General features: G+C 58.3%; 20 protein-coding genes. 14 read left to right on the top strand and 6 right to left on the bottom strand.

Annotation, left to right across the window (positions count from 1 at the left end; all coding sequences use genetic code 11):
• The first annotated feature begins 77 nt into the window (after positions 1-77).
• A complete protein-coding gene (locus tag RBB75_RS05845) occupies positions 78-656 on the top strand; it encodes a CDP-alcohol phosphatidyltransferase family protein (RefSeq protein ID WP_179639742.1) in 579 nt (192 codons plus the stop codon).
• Here the strand turns inward: RBB75_RS05845 and RBB75_RS05840 are convergent.
• On the bottom strand, positions 653-937 hold the full coding sequence (locus tag RBB75_RS05840) for a hypothetical protein (protein ID WP_179638962.1): 285 nt from the start codon (positions 935-937) through the stop codon (positions 653-655). The two genes, RBB75_RS05845 and RBB75_RS05840, sit on opposite strands and share 4 nt — an antisense overlap.
• A gap of 101 nt (positions 938-1,038) precedes the next feature.
• Here RBB75_RS05840 and RBB75_RS05835 point away from each other — a divergent pair, with 101 nt between their 5' ends.
• The 8 genes from RBB75_RS05835 to RBB75_RS05800 all read left to right on the top strand — a co-directional run bounded on the left by RBB75_RS05835 (position 1,039) and on the right by RBB75_RS05800 (position 6,230).
• Positions 1,039-1,506, top strand: a complete 468-nt coding sequence (locus RBB75_RS05835) for an RrF2 family transcriptional regulator (protein ID WP_179640027.1) — start codon at positions 1,039-1,041, stop codon at positions 1,504-1,506.
• Positions 1,507-1,583: 77 nt separating this feature from the next.
• Positions 1,584-2,864, top strand: coding sequence for an IscS subfamily cysteine desulfurase (locus tag RBB75_RS05830; protein WP_434557147.1), 1,281 nt, complete (start codon positions 1,584-1,586; stop codon positions 2,862-2,864).
• A 59-nt stretch (positions 2,865-2,923) separates the two neighbouring features.
• Complete coding sequence (gene iscU / locus RBB75_RS05825) at positions 2,924-3,340, top strand: Fe-S cluster assembly scaffold IscU (RefSeq protein ID WP_179639741.1); 417 nt, start codon at positions 2,924-2,926, stop codon at positions 3,338-3,340.
• A gap of 94 nt (positions 3,341-3,434) precedes the next feature.
• Positions 3,435-3,935 (top strand): HesB/IscA family protein, encoded by a 501-nt coding sequence (locus RBB75_RS05820; RefSeq protein WP_179639740.1) that lies wholly within the window; start codon positions 3,435-3,437, stop codon positions 3,933-3,935.
• Between the two features lie 90 nt (positions 3,936-4,025).
• Positions 4,026-4,211: a type II toxin-antitoxin system HicA family toxin gene (locus RBB75_RS05815; protein WP_179639739.1), complete on the top strand. Its 186-nt coding sequence runs from the start codon at positions 4,026-4,028 to the stop codon at positions 4,209-4,211.
• Between the two features lie 4 nt (positions 4,212-4,215).
• Positions 4,216-4,437, top strand: coding sequence for a type II toxin-antitoxin system HicB family antitoxin (locus RBB75_RS05810; RefSeq protein ID WP_179639738.1), 222 nt, complete (start codon positions 4,216-4,218; stop codon positions 4,435-4,437).
• Positions 4,434-5,054, top strand: a complete 621-nt coding sequence (hscB, locus tag RBB75_RS05805) for a Fe-S protein assembly co-chaperone HscB (protein ID WP_179639737.1) — start codon at positions 4,434-4,436, stop codon at positions 5,052-5,054. The genes RBB75_RS05810 and hscB overlap by 4 nt, the downstream gene beginning before the upstream one ends.
• Positions 5,055-5,462: 408 nt before the next feature.
• Positions 5,463-6,230 carry a hypothetical protein gene (locus RBB75_RS05800; RefSeq protein WP_353069840.1) on the top strand — a complete coding sequence of 256 codons (768 nt, stop codon included), beginning with the start codon at positions 5,463-5,465 and terminating at the stop codon, positions 6,228-6,230.
• 415 nt (positions 6,231-6,645) lie between these two features.
• On the opposite strand, the gene RBB75_RS05795 is transcribed toward RBB75_RS05800, so the two are convergent.
• The 3 genes from RBB75_RS05795 to RBB75_RS05785 form a co-directional block, all read right to left on the bottom strand.
• The gene (locus RBB75_RS05795; protein WP_179639735.1) at positions 6,646-7,143 is read right to left on the bottom strand and encodes a DinB family protein; all 498 of its coding nucleotides are present in this window, start codon (positions 7,141-7,143) and stop codon (positions 6,646-6,648) included.
• A gap of 155 nt (positions 7,144-7,298) precedes the next feature.
• Entirely contained in the window at positions 7,299-7,754 is a 456-nt protein-coding gene (locus RBB75_RS05790; protein ID WP_179639734.1) for a VOC family protein, read from the bottom strand.
• Positions 7,755-7,914: 160 nt separating this feature from the next.
• The gene (locus tag RBB75_RS05785; RefSeq protein WP_179639733.1) at positions 7,915-8,736 is read right to left on the bottom strand and encodes a helix-turn-helix domain-containing protein; all 822 of its coding nucleotides are present in this window, start codon (positions 8,734-8,736) and stop codon (positions 7,915-7,917) included.
• Between the two features lie 107 nt (positions 8,737-8,843).
• Here RBB75_RS05785 and hscA point away from each other — a divergent pair, with 107 nt between their 5' ends.
• Positions 8,844-10,913 carry a Fe-S protein assembly chaperone HscA gene (hscA, locus tag RBB75_RS05780; RefSeq protein ID WP_353069839.1) on the top strand — a complete coding sequence of 690 codons (2,070 nt, stop codon included), beginning with the start codon at positions 8,844-8,846 and terminating at the stop codon, positions 10,911-10,913.
• A 3-nt stretch (positions 10,914-10,916) separates the two neighbouring features.
• The gene (locus RBB75_RS05775) at positions 10,917-11,351 is read left to right on the top strand and encodes a 2Fe-2S iron-sulfur cluster-binding protein (RefSeq protein WP_179639731.1); all 435 of its coding nucleotides are present in this window, start codon (positions 10,917-10,919) and stop codon (positions 11,349-11,351) included.
• Positions 11,352-11,366: 15 nt separating this feature from the next.
• Here the strand turns inward: RBB75_RS05775 and RBB75_RS05770 are convergent, their stop codons facing one another.
• On the bottom strand, positions 11,367-12,455 hold the full coding sequence (locus tag RBB75_RS05770) for a PGN_0703 family putative restriction endonuclease (RefSeq protein ID WP_353069838.1): 1,089 nt from the start codon (positions 12,453-12,455) through the stop codon (positions 11,367-11,369).
• Positions 12,456-12,534: 79 nt separating this feature from the next.
• Between RBB75_RS05770 and iscX the strand changes: the two genes are divergently transcribed.
• Entirely contained in the window at positions 12,535-12,750 is a 216-nt protein-coding gene (iscX, locus tag RBB75_RS05765; RefSeq protein WP_179639729.1) for a Fe-S cluster assembly protein IscX, read from the top strand.
• A gap of 128 nt (positions 12,751-12,878) precedes the next feature.
• On the opposite strand, the gene murJ is transcribed toward iscX, so the two are convergent.
• On the bottom strand, positions 12,879-14,528 hold the full coding sequence (gene murJ, locus RBB75_RS05760; RefSeq protein WP_353069837.1) for a murein biosynthesis integral membrane protein MurJ: 1,650 nt from the start codon (positions 14,526-14,528) through the stop codon (positions 12,879-12,881).
• A 71-nt stretch (positions 14,529-14,599) separates the two neighbouring features.
• On the opposite strand from murJ, the gene RBB75_RS05755 reads away from it, so the two are divergent.
• Together RBB75_RS05755 and RBB75_RS05750 are read left to right on the top strand one after the other, a co-directional pair.
• Positions 14,600-15,520 carry a LysR substrate-binding domain-containing protein gene (locus tag RBB75_RS05755; RefSeq protein WP_179639728.1) on the top strand — a complete coding sequence of 307 codons (921 nt, stop codon included), beginning with the start codon at positions 14,600-14,602 and terminating at the stop codon, positions 15,518-15,520.
• Between the two features lie 82 nt (positions 15,521-15,602).
• On the top strand, positions 15,603-16,538 hold the full coding sequence (locus tag RBB75_RS05750; protein ID WP_179639727.1) for a YeiH family protein: 936 nt from the start codon (positions 15,603-15,605) through the stop codon (positions 16,536-16,538).
• The last annotated feature ends 4 nt before the right edge of the window (positions 16,539-16,542 follow it).

Genomic DNA, 16,542 nt, shown 5'->3' with positions numbered 1-16,542 from the left:
CGTTCATTCAGTCTAAACGGAGATTGGGGTTGGGGCAACCTTGTCGGGGTTGGGTTAGGATGGATTGACCCCGCAACGTGCCCTTTCTGAGCCAATTTCGCGCCGCGCCGAACCTGCTTACGCTTATGCGGCTCTTTATTATCCCCTTCCTTTTGATTGAGATTCTGGACGGGCACTACGGGGTGTCGTTTGCCTTGTTCATGCTGGCTGGCATCAGCGATGCGCTCGATGGATTGCTGGCTCGATGGCTGAGCCAGAAGACTACGCTGGGACTATATCTGGACCCAATTGCGGACAAATTGCTGCTGAGTTCGCTGTTTGTGGTGCTGACGCATGTTGGGCTGATTCCGCTGTACGTTACGGTTCTGGTCTTCAGCCGCGATGTTGGGATTTTGTTGATCGCTACGCTGCTGTTTGCGACGGGAACGCTACGGGACTTTCGGCCGAGCGCGTTGGGAAAGCTGAACACGTTTGTGCAGATCGTCGCTTTGATTGTGGTGATCTGTCAGAAGCTGTTTCTGTCCCCGCAGCTTGCGACGCTGCGGGATATTCTGGTGCGCGCGATCGCAGTGCTGGCTCCGCTGTCTGCTGCCCAGTATGCATGGATTGTGCTTCGCAGGATGAGCACTCCACCACCGGAGCAGACGGTCGTCTAGTCGTCTGAGGGAATCTCGGAGAGGGCGGATTTTTCTTCGATGGCGATATCACTGTACTCGGCCGAATCGAAGACTTCTCCGCATTTTTGACACTCAACAAATTCGGCGTCTTCCTCTCGGGCGACGATTTTGACAATGGGATGTTTGCAGATGGCGGTCATTTTGGGGAGAAAAAAATGTGAATGGTATGGATTTTGCGCGTCCGCAGACCCCTTGTCAACCCGGATTCCGGAGTTTTTGTCCGGCAAAAACGCTGGAAGGAATGTTGAATCGGAGGGCACTCGCCCCCTGTTGCATGCATGGAATTTTGGACGTACACTATCTAGGACTGGAATTGTCTGATTTGCGCCCAATTTCCAGGGACCGGGAGCGCGAAGTCTACATGCTGCGTCTGACCAAAAAAGCCGATTATGGTCTGATGGCTCTGAAGTATCTGGCAGAGCAGACGGACGGCAGCGCGCACAGCGCCAAGGATATTGCAGAGGCGTATCACATTCCACCGCAGTTGCTGGCGAAGATTCTACAGACTTTAGCGAAGGCTGGACTGCTCGTTTCGCACGCTGGGACCAATGGGGGCTATGCGCTCTCTCGCAGTGCGACGGAAATGACGGCCTTTGAGGTGATTCGGGCGATCGACGGGCCGCTTTTTATTACTAGCTGCATTACGATTCACGGAACTTGCGACCTTGCCGGGCATTGCACCATCAAAGAACCACTGCGCAAGGTCAACGACAGCATTAAGGATTTGTTGAACGGGATCCGTATTGCGGACTTGATCGAGGCCGGGGATACGGAGCAGGCTGGACCGGGAGCGCCGGTGGGCGGTGGTCTGGTAAGTATTGCGGTTTAGCCGTACGCTGCCGATGATAGATAGTTTGAGTTGAGTGACGAGTCAGAAGCATTAGTTTGGGAGATTTGGGAGATACGATGAGCAACGAGATGAGCAATAGCGGCGTAGTGATCAGCGAGTCCTCTGAACCACTGCCGGCTGGCGTAACGCTGCCGATTTATATGGACAATCACGCGACGACACCGATGGACCCGCGGGTCCTGGATGCGATGTTGCCTTATTTCGGCAAGGTGTTTGGCAATGCAGCGAGCCGCAATCATATGTTTGGCTGGGAGGCCGAGCAGGCGGTGGAGAAGGCGCGGGAACAGATAGCCAAGTTGATTGGCGCGACCGCTAAGGAGATTATCTTCACCAGCGGTGCGACCGAGTCGAACAATCTCGCGCTGAAGGGAATCGCCGAGATGTATCGCGAGCGCGGCAACCACATCATCACGCAGGTGACCGAGCACAAGGCAGTTCTGGATACGTGCAAGAAGCTCGAAAAGCAGGGCTATCGCGTGACTTATCTGCCTGTGCAGGCGGATGGGTTGATTGATCTTGAGGATCTGAAGCGTGCGATCGACGATAAGACGATCCTGGTTTCGATCATGTATGCCAACAATGAGATTGGGGTGATTCAGCCCATCGCCGAGATCGGCAAGCTGTGTCATGAGAAGGGTGTGATCTTTCACACCGATGCGGTGCAGGCTGTGGGTAAGATTCCGGTGGATGTGCAGAAGGACAACATCGATGTGCTCTCACTCTCGGGGCATAAGGTCTACGGGCCGAAGGGTGTGGGGGCGCTGTACGTTCGTCGCCGTAATCCGCGAGTGCAGATCTCGGAGCAGATCAACGGCGGTGGTCATGAGCGCGGGATGCGGTCGGGCACGCTGAATGTTCCGGGTATCGTTGGCCTTGGCGCGGCTTGCGAGATCGCCGGGCAAGAGATGGAGGCCGAGGCGAAGCGCGAGCAGGAGTTGCGCGACTACATGAAGGCCAAGTTTGAGAAGGCGTTGGACTACGTTCATGTGAACGGCAACATGGCGCATCATCTGCCGGGCAACCTGAATATGAGCTTCGTCTATGTTGAGGGCGAGAGCCTTCTGATGGGAATCAACGATATTGCGGTTTCTTCAGGCTCTGCTTGCACCTCGGCGACGCTTGAGCCATCTTATGTATTGAAGGCTTTGGGTCTGGGCGACGATGTGGCGCACAGCTCGATCCGGTTCGGTCTTGGGCGCTTCAACACGAAGGCTGAGGTCGATTATGTTTCGGACAAGGTCATCGACGTGGTTTCGAAGCTGAGAGAGCTTTCGCCTTTGTATGAGATGGTGAAGGAAGGTATTGATCTCACCAAGATTGAATGGGCTGCTCATTAGTTCGGCGGCATTTGCACATTAGAGTTTGGAATCGGACAAGGTAGAGACAGGAGAATAAGATGGCATATAGCGATAAGGTCGTAGACCACTACAACAATCCACGAAACGTTGGCACGCTGGACAAGGGCGCGGCCGAGGTTGGGACTGGGCTTGTAGGCGCGCCGGAGTGCGGCGACGTGATGCGGCTGCAGATCCGCGTGAATCCCGAAACGAACGTGATTGAAGATGCCAAGTTCAAAACCTTCGGCTGCGGGTCGGCGATTGCTTCTTCTTCGCTGGCGACGGAGTGGGTGAAGGGCAAGACGATCGACGAGGCATTGGCGATCACGAACACAGACATTGTGAAGGAGCTTGCGCTTCCTCCGGTGAAGATTCACTGCTCGGTGCTCGCGGAAGACGCGATTCGTGCGGCGATCGGCGATTGGAAGAAGAAGAACAACGTTGCCGAGACGGCGTCGGTTGCTGTTGCTCACTAGGTTTTGAGCGGCGGTAAAGGGTTGGGAACAACGGTAGCGGCGCATTTTTTAGTCGCGCCGCTACCGTGTTCTGTTGGTAGGGAGTGATGGCACTATGGCGATGGTGACTCTACAAACCGCGGCGGAGATGGAGGCGGCCCAGCAGGCTGCAGCCTCAGGCCAGGCGAAGAATCCTCTGGCGGGGATGAACGTGCTGACGGCGCAGGGGCAGGAGGCGGGCCAGAAGGGCATTCAGATTACCGAGAAGGCGCTGAAGCGGATTCGTGTCGCGATGGCCAAGGAAGGCGTTTCGCCGGAGCAGGGTGGACTGCGGGTGGGGATTCAGGGTGGCGGCTGCTCGGGTCTGAGCTACAACATTCGCTTCGATACGCAGCCTCGGGAGCGGGATCGCGTCTATGCGTTTGGCGAGGGGCTGGCTACGGCCGGCGATCCGACCGACGGGAAGGCGATACGGATCTTCGTCGATCCGAAGAGCTTTATTTATCTGCATGGCATGGTGCTCGACTTTGAAGAGACGCTGATGCGGCAGGGGTTCAACTTCATCAATCCGAATTCGACCAAGAGCTGTGGCTGCGGGTCGAGTTTTACGGCGTAGATGGCGCTGAATTAGAAGAACCCGTTTCGAAAGCCTAAAGACTATTGTCTGAATCATGACTGCCTCTTTTGTTGTGTGCTGCGCGCATTTATGAACTATCGAGATCTCATCAAACTCATTGAGCAGGACGGCTGGTATCTTCACAAAACGACCGGCAGCCATCAGCAATTCAAGCATCCCACGAAGCCGGGCCGGACCACGGTCGCAGGCAAAGGCGGGAAAGACGTTCCAGAGGGCACGCTGAAGAGTATTCTTCGGCAGGCAGGTCTAAAATAGAGCCATGCGCGAATATACCGTCATCTACGAGCGTGCAAAGGATGGTGGGTGGGGAGCCTATGTGCCCGACCTCCCGGGTCTCGGTGTCGTTGGCGACAGCCGCGAGGAGGCACACCGGCTGATCGTTGAGGGAATCGCGATCCATATTGCGGGATTGATCGAAGATGGACTGCCTGTTCCAGAGGCTGCGTCGTATGCGGAACTCGTCACTGTTCCTGCCGCATGAGCCATCAGGATTATTTCTCCTTTTTTGATCTGCCGCGGAAGCTGACGCTGGATGTGGTGGCGTTGGAGAAGCAGTTTTATGTGCTCAGCCGGAAGCTGCATCCGGATCGCTTCGCTTCGAAGCCGGTGGCGGAGCAGGAGGCGGCACTGGCGCAGAGTTCGCTGCTGAATGATGCCTACCGGACTCTGAAGGATCCGATTGCGCGGACGCAATACCTGCTTGGGCTTGAAGGAGTTGAGCTGGAAGAGCAGTCGAAGACGGCGACCGATGCGGCGCGGGCTTCGGGTGAACAGAAGAAGCAGATTGTGCCTCCGGAGCTGCTGGAGGAGGTCTTTGAGCTGAACATGCAGCTGCAGGAGATGCGCGCGGCCAACCAGATGGGTGAGGATGAGCCGGAGCTGCGGCGCGACCTGATGACGGCGAAGGACAGTTTCGACGCGAAGATGGTGGAGACGCAGGCGGAGTTGGAGGGGCTGTGGTCGGCCTGGGACGCAGGTGTGGATGCCGGGGATGAGGGGGCGAAGCTTCGGGCGAAGGACGCCATGGTGGTGCTGCTGAACAAGCGGAGCTATCTGCGGAACCTGGTGCGGGATGTGAATGAGGCTTTGGATATGTAGGCTCCGGCGCGGGTGTGCATCGTTGACTTCCCTTTCCGGGGTACCCCCCTATATACGCCGCGCGTAAATTCCCCATTATGAACGGTTTACGCCGGGTAACTCCTCGCAAATACGTCATATCAAACGACTTGCTTGCAAATACGTGCAGGCGCTGGACTTAGCCTAATAAAAGAGAAAAGCCCCGGCTGACTGCCGAGGCTTTTTCTCTTCTCTATCGATTATAGCGGATCGCACATAACTGATACGCCACGCGAATGTGCTGGATTGGCGCGGGTATTTCGCGTTTGGGGGGTTGACAAGCTTTTTTGCCGGGTTTTTGGGCTGGGCGGCAGTTTGCAATTGTCGGGCGGCGAGATGCCGGGAGCATTCGGGTAGTATGGTGCGCAGCGGAGGTGAGGGTGAAGAGCGATGATTTCTTTAGTCAACAGTCGCCCAGTTGCCGTCCTGTCTTGCGTGGTTTTGTCTCTGCTTTCTTTGACGGCGAACGCACAGATAGAAGTGGAATCTCCGCAACAGGAGCCGACATTTGATAACGATGTCTGGCATGTGAGTGTTTCACCCTATCTATGGCTTGCCGGGCTTGATGGAAACCTGAATCTGTTGGGTCATGATGCTGCAGTACACCAGTCGTTTGGTGACATTTTCAGCAACCTCAAAGTCGGGTTTATGGGATTGGGCGAGGTTCGCCGCGGTCGTGTGGGCGTGCTTACCGATCTTCTCTTTGTGCGCGTCGGCGATCAAGCTGCTGTCCCGGTGCTTCAGCTTCCACTCCCAGTGCAGGTGAAGCTGACGACAACTACGTTTACGCTGACGCCGGAGTTCGCTTACCGCGTCTATTCGCAGAAGCACTTCACTGCGGATGTACTCGGTGGATTCCGCTTCTACCATCTCGGTGCGAATTCGAATTTCAACGCTGGACCACTTGGCCAAGCTTTTTATTCGGGCACAAATGATTGGGCCGACGTTACGGGATGCGCGCGCCTGCTTGCCAGAGTCACACCAAAGATTGGTGTATTTCTGATTGGTGATGCCGGAGGAGGCGGTTCGAGCCCGACCTGGGAGATTGCTTATGGCGCTGGATACAAAATCCTCAAAGATGCGACGGCGCAGATCGGGTATAAGCGCCTCTATTTCAACCGGCAGGACGGAAACGCCTTCGGCTTGGAAGCCACATAGCAGGGACTTATCTTAGGGACTACCATTCGCTTGCGCTAGCCGCTGCAGCGGTGGATACACACTTGACTAATCCATGCTCCTGAAAGGATACCAACTATGATGGATTCTGAGATTGCGGCTCATGCAGCTAAGCTGTGGCCCCACAGAGAGCATGAAGCGAGCGTAGTGTTAGGTTTGCTCTGCTGTTTGGGGATCCATCGATGGCGGCGACTCGACCTTACAGAGCTGATACCTGGCAAGGATATTGCACACTGTTTCTGGTGCTCAAAGGTGAAGGTTGACGGCGTTGTTTATGACGTTTGATCGAGCGTCATCTTCGGCTTGGATTAGCCAAGTAAGTTGTTACCGCTGCAGCTACTTGAGCGCAGAGGATTGGGCTTTTCGTAGCACAGTCCTCTGTTGGATTTAAGAAGAGTTAGAGGCCTATTTGAGCGAGGCGCTCGAGTTGCTGGAGGTGGTTGAGGTCGTGGCCGGCCATGGTTTCGACGATGGTCCAGAGGGTCATGGTGCCTCGCTCGGGGTGAGTTGCGGGGCGGTGGCGGTCGTCGTCGGAGACGGTGGCGAGAAAGAGGAGGTTCCAGTTGCGGATGGCGTCGAAGAGAGCGAGCGCGGGTTCGAGAGGGTAGACGGCGTAGCGCTGAGCCCAGGCGTCCTGGTCGAAGGGCTGGATGATGTGGTGGGGCTGGTCGAGCGCGGGGGCAAGAGTCTGACGGAGGCGGAAGGAGAAGACGAGTTCGGTGTCGGCGAGGTGGGTGACGATGTTTGTGATGCTCCACTTGCCTGGGGCGGGTGGGGTGGTCAGTTGGGCGTAGGTAAGGCCGGTGGTGAGGGTGTGGAGGCGCTTGGAGGTGCTGGCGAGGACGGGAATGGGGTCGTTGCCGTCGAGGTTTTTGGCGTAGGGGTTTAATTCCATTTGGAGACGGTATCATGACGGCGCTGGGATGGCCTTAAGAACAGTCCTGCCGGACGGGCCCACTACGCGTGGAGCGGTCACTTCGTGACGTGTATGCCGGTTTGGGAGGATGAGGTGCTTGGGTCCTCCCGTTGGTCGGGATGAGCGTTTGGTGGCTAGGGCTTTGGTTTGAGCTCTGGTTCGGCCCAGGGATCGTAGGTGCCGATGCCCCACGTGTGACCTTCGAGGTCGCGACAGGAGAAGTGGCGGCCGCCGTAGTCCATGTCGCGGATGTCGATGATCATCTCGGCACCGGCGGCTTTTGCGGTGGCGTAGATGGTGTCGGCGTTGGGGACTACGAGGTACGCGCCCTGCGTTTCGCGGAAGCCGATCTCGTCGGGCTGGACCATGAATTTGCCAGCTTCGCCGCCGTTGTCGACGGAGCCGAGCATGATCATGCCGTTGCCGAAGGTGAGTTGGGCGTGCTGGACGGTTTTTTTGTCCGGGCCGACAAAGACGGCTTGTTTCTTGAAGCCAAAGGCGGTGACGAGCCATTCGATGGCGGCGAGGGCGTCGCGGTAGCGGAGGCTGGGGATGATGGTGGAGTGTGTGCTGCTGATTGAAGTGTTCATGGTTGGAAGGATGCCATGTTGCGGGGGGATGGTCTTGGAAAAATCGGCGTGATGAAAGAGAGATGTCCTGCCGGACGGGCCCGCTGCGCGCGGCGCGGTCACTTCGTGACGTGTATACCCCTTCGGTTGGTGCTCCCGTTGGTCGCAAATGAAATTCATGCTAATCGAGGGGGATGTGGTTGGCCCAGATGCGGTTGGTGGTGGAATAGTCGGTGGCGCTGAGGCCGGAGAAGGCGCGGAAGTCGTTGGCGAAGTGGGACTGGTCGTAGTAGCCGCAGGCGAGGGCGAGCTCGGCCCAGGGGATGTCGGCGCCGCGATGCATCTGCTGGATGGCTTGCTGGAAGCGCTGGATGCGGCAGTAGAGTTTTGGAGAGATGCCGATGTGTTGGTTGAAGCGCTCGGAGAGACGGCGGGGGCTGAGGCCGGTGGTGCGGGTGAGCTCGGCGATGGTGGTGGTGCCGGGCGAGGCGTCGAGGTGGGTCAGGGCGTAGTGGAGGATGGGGTCGCGACGTTGTTGTCTGCTGAGGGAGAGGCGAGTGAGAAGGGCGAATTCGAGGAGGGCGAACTTTTGTTTGGGGGTGGGAGCCTCGCGGAGCTCGTTGCGGAGGTTGTCGGCGGCGCGGCCCCAGAGATCGCTGAGTGCGGTTTCGCTGTTGGTGAAGACGTGGGCGTTGTCGGGGAAGAAGGCAGCGGTGCCGCCGGGGTGGAAGACGACGCCGATGAGTTCGGTGAAGTCGATGGCGTCGATCTGCTGGTAGCGGGAGTAGATGCCGAGGAAGATGCCGGCGGGCGAGTGATTGAGGGGATTGGCGAAGTTGTTGGCGTCGGTGAGATGGTCGCGGGCGAGGGAGAGGACGATCTGGGCTCGGCCGGTGGGGAGGACGCGCTCGTGCCGGTGGGTGGCGCGGGGGTCGCGAACGTACCAGAGGGCTTTCACGAAGGGTGCGAGGACGGGATGGGGAATGTGCTCCAGGTAAAGCATGCATCTGTCTCGAGTTGTGAGTCATCTGAAGGAGATGGCCGTGGGTGGCTCTGCCGGTGATGCGATTGTAGGACAATAGAAGATGGACGAATAGGGGATTTGAAGCGATGGCGGAGGAGCGGGTTGTAGGGATCGGGCGTGTTGTCGGGATAGACCTGGGTACGACGAACTCCCTGGTGGCATATATGGAGGATGGTGCGCCGGTGGTGATCCCCGGCGAGGACGGTGAGCGCCTGGTGCCGTCGGTGGTGGCGTGGACCGATAGCGGGGTGATGGTGGGGAATGCGGCTCGGGGGACGTTGATGGCGGACTCGGCGAGCGCGGTGTACTCGGCTAAGCGGCTGATGGGCAGGGATATTGAGGATGTGCAGGGGGAGCTGAAGCTGTTTCCGTTCAAGCTGGCGGAGGGTTTGAGGCCGGGTGAGGTGCTGAAGGTGAGTGTGGCCGGGTTGATGCTGACGCCGCCGGAGATCTCGGCTTATGTGCTGCAGCAGCTGAAGAAGAATGCGGAGAGGTTTTTTGGCGGGCCGGTGACGAAGGCGGTGATTACGGTTCCGGCTTACTTCAATGATGCGCAGCGTCAGGCTACGAAGGATGCGGGACGGATTGCCGGGCTGGAGGTGCTGCGTCTGGTGAACGAGCCTACAGCTGCGGCGCTGGCTTATGGGCTGGATAAGAAAACTGCCGAGAGCGCCAATGGGGATGACCGGCTGATTGCGGTGTATGACTTTGGCGGCGGGACATTTGACGTTTCAATTTTGAAGCTGCATGAGGGGATCTTTGAGGTGGTGGCGACGGGTGGGGATACGCACCTGGGTGGGGACGATATCGACAGCCTGATGATTGCGATTGCGCTGGATGATATTGCCGGGGATCTGGGTGTGGATGTTCGCGGGAATGGTGAAGCGGTGCAGGCGGTGCGCAAGGCTGTGATCGAGGCGAAGATTCTGCTTTCGAGTGCGAAGAATGCGACGTTGAATGTTGAGCTGCCGCCGGTCGATGGGAAGCCCGCGAAGAGGTATCAGCGGCAGATCTCGCGAGAGCAGTTTGAAGGCTTGATTGCCGACGTGATTGCGCGGACAGCTGGACCTTGCAGGCAGGCTTTGAAAGACGCTGGGTTGAACGCGGCGCAGATCGATGAGGTGGTGCTGGTGGGCGGGTCGACGCGAATTCCTGCGGTGCGGGCGCTGGTGGATGATTTGTTTGAGATGGGTGCTCGTGGGAAGAAGCCGCATACGGAGTTGAATCCGGATGAGGTGGTGGCGCTGGGGGCCGCGGTGCAGGCGCAGATTCTTGCTGGTGGGGCTGTGTCGGGATCGGGGCTTGAGGATCTGTTGCTGCTGGATGTGACTCCGTTGTCGCTGGGGATTGAGGCGCTGGGTGGCGTGGTGGCAAAGATTATTCAACGGAACTCGACGATTCCGGCGAGTGCGACGGAGCACTTTACGACGGGCGTGGATGGACAGACGAATGTTGCGATCCACGTGGTGCAGGGAGAGCGGGAGTTGGCGAAGGATTGCCGGTCGCTGGCGCGCTTTGATCTGAAGGGGATTCCGCCGATGGTGGCGGGGCTGCCGCGCATCGAGGTGAAGTTTCTGATCGATGCGAACGGGATTCTGCACGTGAGTGCGCGGGAGCAGAGAAGCGGCAAGGAGGCTGAGGTCGAGGTGAAGCCGACGTATGGGCTTACAGATGAGCAGGTAGAGACGATGATTCTGGACTCGTTCGATAACGCCGAGACAGATATTCAGGAGCGGCAGACGATCGAGGCGAAGAATGAGGCTGAGACGATTCTAAGTGCGGTGAAGAAGGGCAAGAGCCATGCTGCGTGGCAGATGTTGACGAGTGTGGAGATAGAGAAGATTGAGGAACAGGCGTCGTTTTTAGAGGCGGCTGTGCAGGGCAGAAACTATAAAGACATTCGAGCGGGAATCGAGCGGCTGGATAAGGCGACGCGGAGGTTTGCGGAGTTGATGATGGATAACGCGGTGTCGGGCGCGATTGAGGGCAAGACGATGGAGGCGGCGGGTGAGAGCATGGGAGAAGGACCGACGGCTCCTCACCCCTTTGCGAAGGCGCAGGTGAGCAGTTCGCGTTCGGACGCGGATGTTGAGGCGACAAAGATTGAGGAATCAGTTAAGGATGAGGCTACGGCCGGAGAGTCGACGGAAGACTGAATAATGAGTGAGACGAAGAAGGTTGCTGAAGCTGTGGATCTGTCGAAGCCTGCGGGCGACGGGATGGTTCGCGTGACGTTTTTGCCTGAGGGCAGAACGGTGGAGTTCCCGTTCGATACGCTGCCCTACGAAGGGCACGGCCTGCCGATGTCGTTTCTGGATGTAGCGGAGAACTATGACATCTTTTTGGATCACGCGTGTGGCGGAGTTTGCGCTTGTACGACGTGCCATCTCCACGTGAAGGAAGGCGCGCAGGGGATTAGCGAGGCGGAGGATCTGGAGTTGGACCGGATGGAGACGGCGGCGGATATTCAGTTGAACTCGCGGCTGGGATGCCAGGCGGTGATTGAGAAGCCGGGAACATATGTCGTGGAGATTCCGAAGTGGAATCGGAACTATGTGCAGGAGGGTAAGCCTAGCCACGGGCCGGGAGCTTAAGCCTGGTCTCCTGGTCTATGGTTTCGCTGGAAGAATTCCGTACTTTGCTTCGAGGAATTGTTGCAGGTCTTCGGGGAGGACGGATGTCAGTTCCTGCCATGTCAGGAGCTTCAGTCGCCAGGTGAAGTTGGGGTGATGGACAGCGGAGAGAATGGAGTACCAGGTTTCGACGAGGTCGTGGCGGCGAGCGTCGCAGAGGACGCAGAAGGATGCGTTGGACGCGAAGGCGGCGAGGACGTTGCGGATGAGTTGGTAGCCCTGGATGACAGTGCGTGAACGCGCAGACGTCGGGATTGGTGAGGGTGGATTGGGCGATCGCTCTTCAAGGTCGGAGAAGTCCTCTGCTGATGGGTGTGGTGATGGAGCGATGATTTTGTGGGGCAGGCGTTCGATGGCGAAGATTGTTTCGAGATCGCGGTAGCGCTCGATGAGGCGCGGGCTGGCGGTTTGGAAGTTGGATTCGGTGAGCTTGGCTTCGACAAAGAGTTTGCCAAGTTGGAGATCGATCTCGGTGCGGTCTTTGAGATGCTGCTGCTCTTCCGTTTGTGGCGAATTTGTGAGGATGTCGGCGTCGTTGAAGAGTGATGCGGTCGATTCTTGTTGATAGATGATGTGGGCTGTTTTCTTTCGACTGGCAGGAGATTTTTTCAGCGGAATGCCGGGATGAATTCCGAAGTTGGGTTGAGTTTCGGCGGGGACGCCAAGAAGATTCGCAACGGCGGGGGTGAGGTGGCCGTTAGAGAAGATTCCCGGGTGGCAAAAAATGTTCATTAGGAGAGCGTCGGAGCTGTTGGCGCAGTCGAGCTCCTTCCACTGCCAGTCAGCGTGTGCGCGAACGCGGCGGTGGGCGGTGTGGGCTTTGGTGAGGCGACGGGACCAGGCTGGGTTGGCGCAGATGGCGGCGTAGCTGGCGGGATGGAAGTTGCCGTGACGGGCTTGCTCTGCCTTGTCTTCATGGCCGAAGAGGATGCTGGGCTCGGAGCCGGTGGTTTGCTCGTGCAGAAGATTGCTTGTGACGGCGAGGTGCTGGGCGCGGGCGTTCAGGTCGCGGCGCAGCAGGGAGGCGGACCAGGGGATTGAAGCGGGTTGGTGGTTATGCGTCATAAAACTGTGGCAGGTTTTCTTGTAGTCTTTCGATGAGACGGTTCTTTGCCGCTTGAGATTAGTTTATTTGGGGGATGCTATGGCTTTTGAGTTTGATTGGACAGATGCGGAAGAGATTGGGATTCAGTTGCAGGAGAAGTATCCGGAGATCGAGCCCTATTCGGTGCGGTTTACGGATCTGCACAAGTATGTGACGGGGCTGCCGGGATTTGTCGGCGATCCCGCGAAGTCGAGTGAGGGGATTCTGGAGGCGATTCAGACGGCTTGGAATGAAGAGTATGAGGATGCTAAGTAAGGGGTTTGTCCTGCCGGACGGGCTCCCTGCGCGGGAGGCGGTCACTTCGTGACTTGTGTACCGCTTCGCCTGGTCCTCGCGTTGCTCGGAGGAGAGATCCCCTCCTGTTGGTTGGGAGTGCGCGTGGCTTAGGCTATGCGGGAGCGGATTTGATGCAGGAGCTTTGAGCCGGTTAGATGGAGGGTTGCGATTGAGAACGCGGCCCAGACTGCGGTGGCGGCGGCAATGATCATGAGATCGCGAAGGTGGCTGTGGTGGAGGGGGATGAGATGGACGACGACGGCTGCTCCGGCAAAGCTGATGATGGCGGCGAGAAGTGCGCCGGCTAATTCGCGGAGTTCGAGTCCAGAGAGACGGACCAGTTTGCGGTGGTTGAGGAGGATGGCCAGCGTCAGGGTTTGAATCACGATACCGATGTCGGAGGCGATGGTGAGGCCTTTGAGTCCGAGGGTGTGAAAGAGAAGCGCGTAGATGGGGATGGAGACGAGGGTGACGATCCACCCAGCGGTGGCGGGCGTTATGGTGTTGCCGGCGGCGTAGAAGGAGCGGGCGTAGATTCCCTGAGCGGCCCAAAAAGCAATGGAGAGGGTGAAGAGAGTGAAGTAGAGCGCAGTGGCGCGGGCATCTTCTGGCGTGAAGGAGCCGCCGCGGAAGAGATCGACGATTGGGTTGGCGAGGGCGATCATCCACGCTCCGAGGAGGAAGGATGCGGCTAGAACTCGGGAGACGGAGCGGTTGACGGCGTTGGCGAAGTCGTCGAATCGACTCTGGCTGTAGAGGGCGGAGAAGAAGGGGAGCGAGGCTGCTCCTGCGGCTTGGCCGAGGATACCCATGGGAGCGGTGAAGAGCGTCTTGGCTACGGTGAGGAGGCTGATGCCGCCTACGTCATTTGAGGCGAAGTAGCTGAGTATCCACTTGTCGGCGGTGACGAGGGAGACGCCGATCATGAGAGGGAGGGTGAGTCGCAGCCATTCGAGGAAGGCTGGGTGGCGGAGGTTGAGGATGGGGTGATAGCGGAGGCCGCCGTGGAAGGCTCCGTAGAGATTGAGTGCGGCTGGGCCAAGGATGACTCCGGCTAGCACTCCGATGGCAAGAGAGTAGATGCCGAAGCGTTGGTGGAGGAAGATAGCTCCGACGATGATGCCGGCGTTATAGATGAGCGGGCTGATGGCCTGGTAGAGAAAGATCTTTCGGACAAGGAGGCGGGAGCCTAAGACTCCGCCGAGGAAGAAGAAGAACTGCGCGGGGAGCAGGAGGCGGGTGAGTGCGGTGCAGAGGGCGGCGCGATGGGGATCGAAGCCGCGGAAGGCGATGTGGGTGTAATAGGGGGCGAAGATCTCCGCGATGACGATGCCGAGGAGAAGCACGGCGGCCATGGCGTTGAGGATGATGGAGAGTGCGCGGTCTGCGCCTGCTTCGTCGTTTTGCGCCCGGTAGCGACTGAGGATGGTGACGAGCGAGATGGAGACGACCCCGCCGACGAGGAAGTAGGCGAGCATGTCGGGTAGCTGAAAGGCGGCGTTGTAGGCGTCGGTTTCGGGGCTGGCTCCGAAGATGCGGTTGATGTACTTGGTGCGGATGAGGCCGAGGACTCCGGAGAGGAGGGTGGAGAGCATGAGGAGGAGCGTGGCGGAGAAGGCGCTCTGCGACGAGGAGGGGTGGAGGAGAGCGAAGAGGCTGCGGCGAGGGTTGCGTTCGATGCCAGGGGCGATGAGGGGCTCGATGGTAGCGGATTCGAGAGGGTTGACGGCCGGGTTGGGATCTTCGTTGATGGACACGGGTTGAGTTGATTTTATCGGGTGGGCTTATGCTGATGGGTGGCGGGTCTGGTTCGTGGTGAGGAGTGGGTTTGGAGAACTTTCGGTTGCGGGTGTTTCGGGCGGTGGCGGAGGAGTTGAGCTTTCGCAAGGCGGCGGAGGTGTTGCATCTGAGCCAGCCGGCGGTGAGTCAGCATGTGCATGCGCTGGAGGAGGAGGTTGGAGTGCAGTTGTTCGACCGTGCGAGAGGCGCAGGGCATGGGAGCCAGATCTCGCTGACCGAAGCAGGGCGAGTACTACTGGGGTATGCGAATGCGGCTGCGGAGACGATGGTGGAGGCGAGGCGGGCGCTGGCCATGTTGAATCACGAGGCTGCGGGTCCGTTGAAGCTTGGTGCATCGACGACGGTGGCTCAATATCTTTTACCGCGGATCCTTGGAGCGTTCTTGAAGCAGCATTCGCAGGTGAAGCTTTCCCTGGTGAGTGGGAATACAGAACAGATTGTGGAGGCGGTGGCGGAGAAGAAGGTTGCGCTGGGGATTATTGAGGGGCCAGCGATGCGGCGGGATGTGAAGACTGAGCGCATGGTGCAGGACGAGATGGTGCTGATTGCTAGTCCGAATCATGCGTGGGTGTTGCGCAAAGGCGGAGCGATTGAGGTGGCGGAGTTGACGAAGGTGCCGCTGTTATTGAGAGAGCGCGGGTCAGGATCGCGGCGGGTGGTGGAGCGGGCCTTGAAGAAGATGGGGCTGCCGCTGCGGTCCTTGCAGGTTGCGGTGGAGTTGGATTCGACCGAAGCGATTATTTCGGGCGTGGAGGCAGAGCTGGGTGTGGGGTTTGTTTCGCGTTGGGCGCTGGGAAAGGTCTTGCGGCTGGGAGCGGTAAAGGTCGTTGCGGTTAAGGGGCTGGAGATTCGGCGGGACTTTAGCTTCGTTTGGCTGGCTGGTACCGAATTGACGGGGGCAGCGGCTGCGTTTCAGGGATTCGCCGTGGGAGCGATTGACGTTCGCTAGATAATGTTGGCGATAAGTAATACTTATCACCAATTGGAAAGTACTTCTCGACTGGGTAGACAGGCACGCGCATGCTTTAAGCATGTGGAAGAAGAACCTCTTTTATATCGGAATTATCATTTCGGCGAGCGGGCTGATCGGGCCTCCGCTTGCGTTGGCTGCGGGGCTCGCGTTTGGCCTGAGTACGGTGCATACATTTCATGGGGAAGGTCGGAATCTTTCAAAGTTTCTGCTGCAGGCTGCGGTGGTCTGCCTGGGATTTGGGATGAATTTGAAGGAAGTAGTGCACGCCGGGGCATCGGGGTTCTTGTATACGGCGATCAGCATTACGTTTGCGCTGGCGCTGGGTGTCGCTCTGGGCAAGTTGCTGCAGGTGGGGAAGACACAGTCGCTGCTGATCAGCTTCGGGACGGCGATCTGCGGAGGGAGCGCGATTGCGGCGATGGGGCCGGTGCTGAATGCGAATGAGGAGGAGATGGCTGTTTCGCTGGGTACTGTGTTTGTGCTGAACTCGGTAGCGCTGCTGCTGTTTCCATTGATTGGACATCTGCTGAACTTTTCGCAAACGCAGTTTGGGCTGTGGTCGGCGCTGGCGATTCATGACACCAGTTCGGTGGTGGGCGCAGGTGCTAAGTATGGACCTACGGCGCTGGCTGTGGGGACGACAGTGAAGCTGGCGCGGGCACTGTGGATTGTGCCGCTGGCGATTGCTACGGCGATGCTGAAGAAGAGCAAAGCGAAGGTGCCATGGCCGTGGTTCATTCTGTACTTCTGCTTTGCGGCGGTAGCGGCGAGTTACCTGCCGCGGTATATTCCGCAGGCTGTGCCCTTGTTTTCTGCTCTGAACCGGTTGGGGCGCGCTGCTTTGACTGTAGTGCTGTTTTTGATCGGGACCGGCATTACGCGGGAGACATTGAAAGAAGTTGGAGTAAGGCCGATGGTGCAGGGGATTACGCTTTGGATTGTGGTGGCGAGCTTGTCGCTATGGGCGATCCATGTGGGATGGATTTCACTATGAGGAA

It is taken from the genome of Tunturibacter empetritectus (assembly GCF_040358985.1).
Taxonomy (GTDB): domain Bacteria; phylum Acidobacteriota; class Terriglobia; order Terriglobales; family Acidobacteriaceae; genus Edaphobacter; species Edaphobacter empetritectus.
The sequence above is the reverse complement of the archived record's forward strand: the minus strand, read 5'-3'. Positions and strand labels throughout refer to the sequence as shown.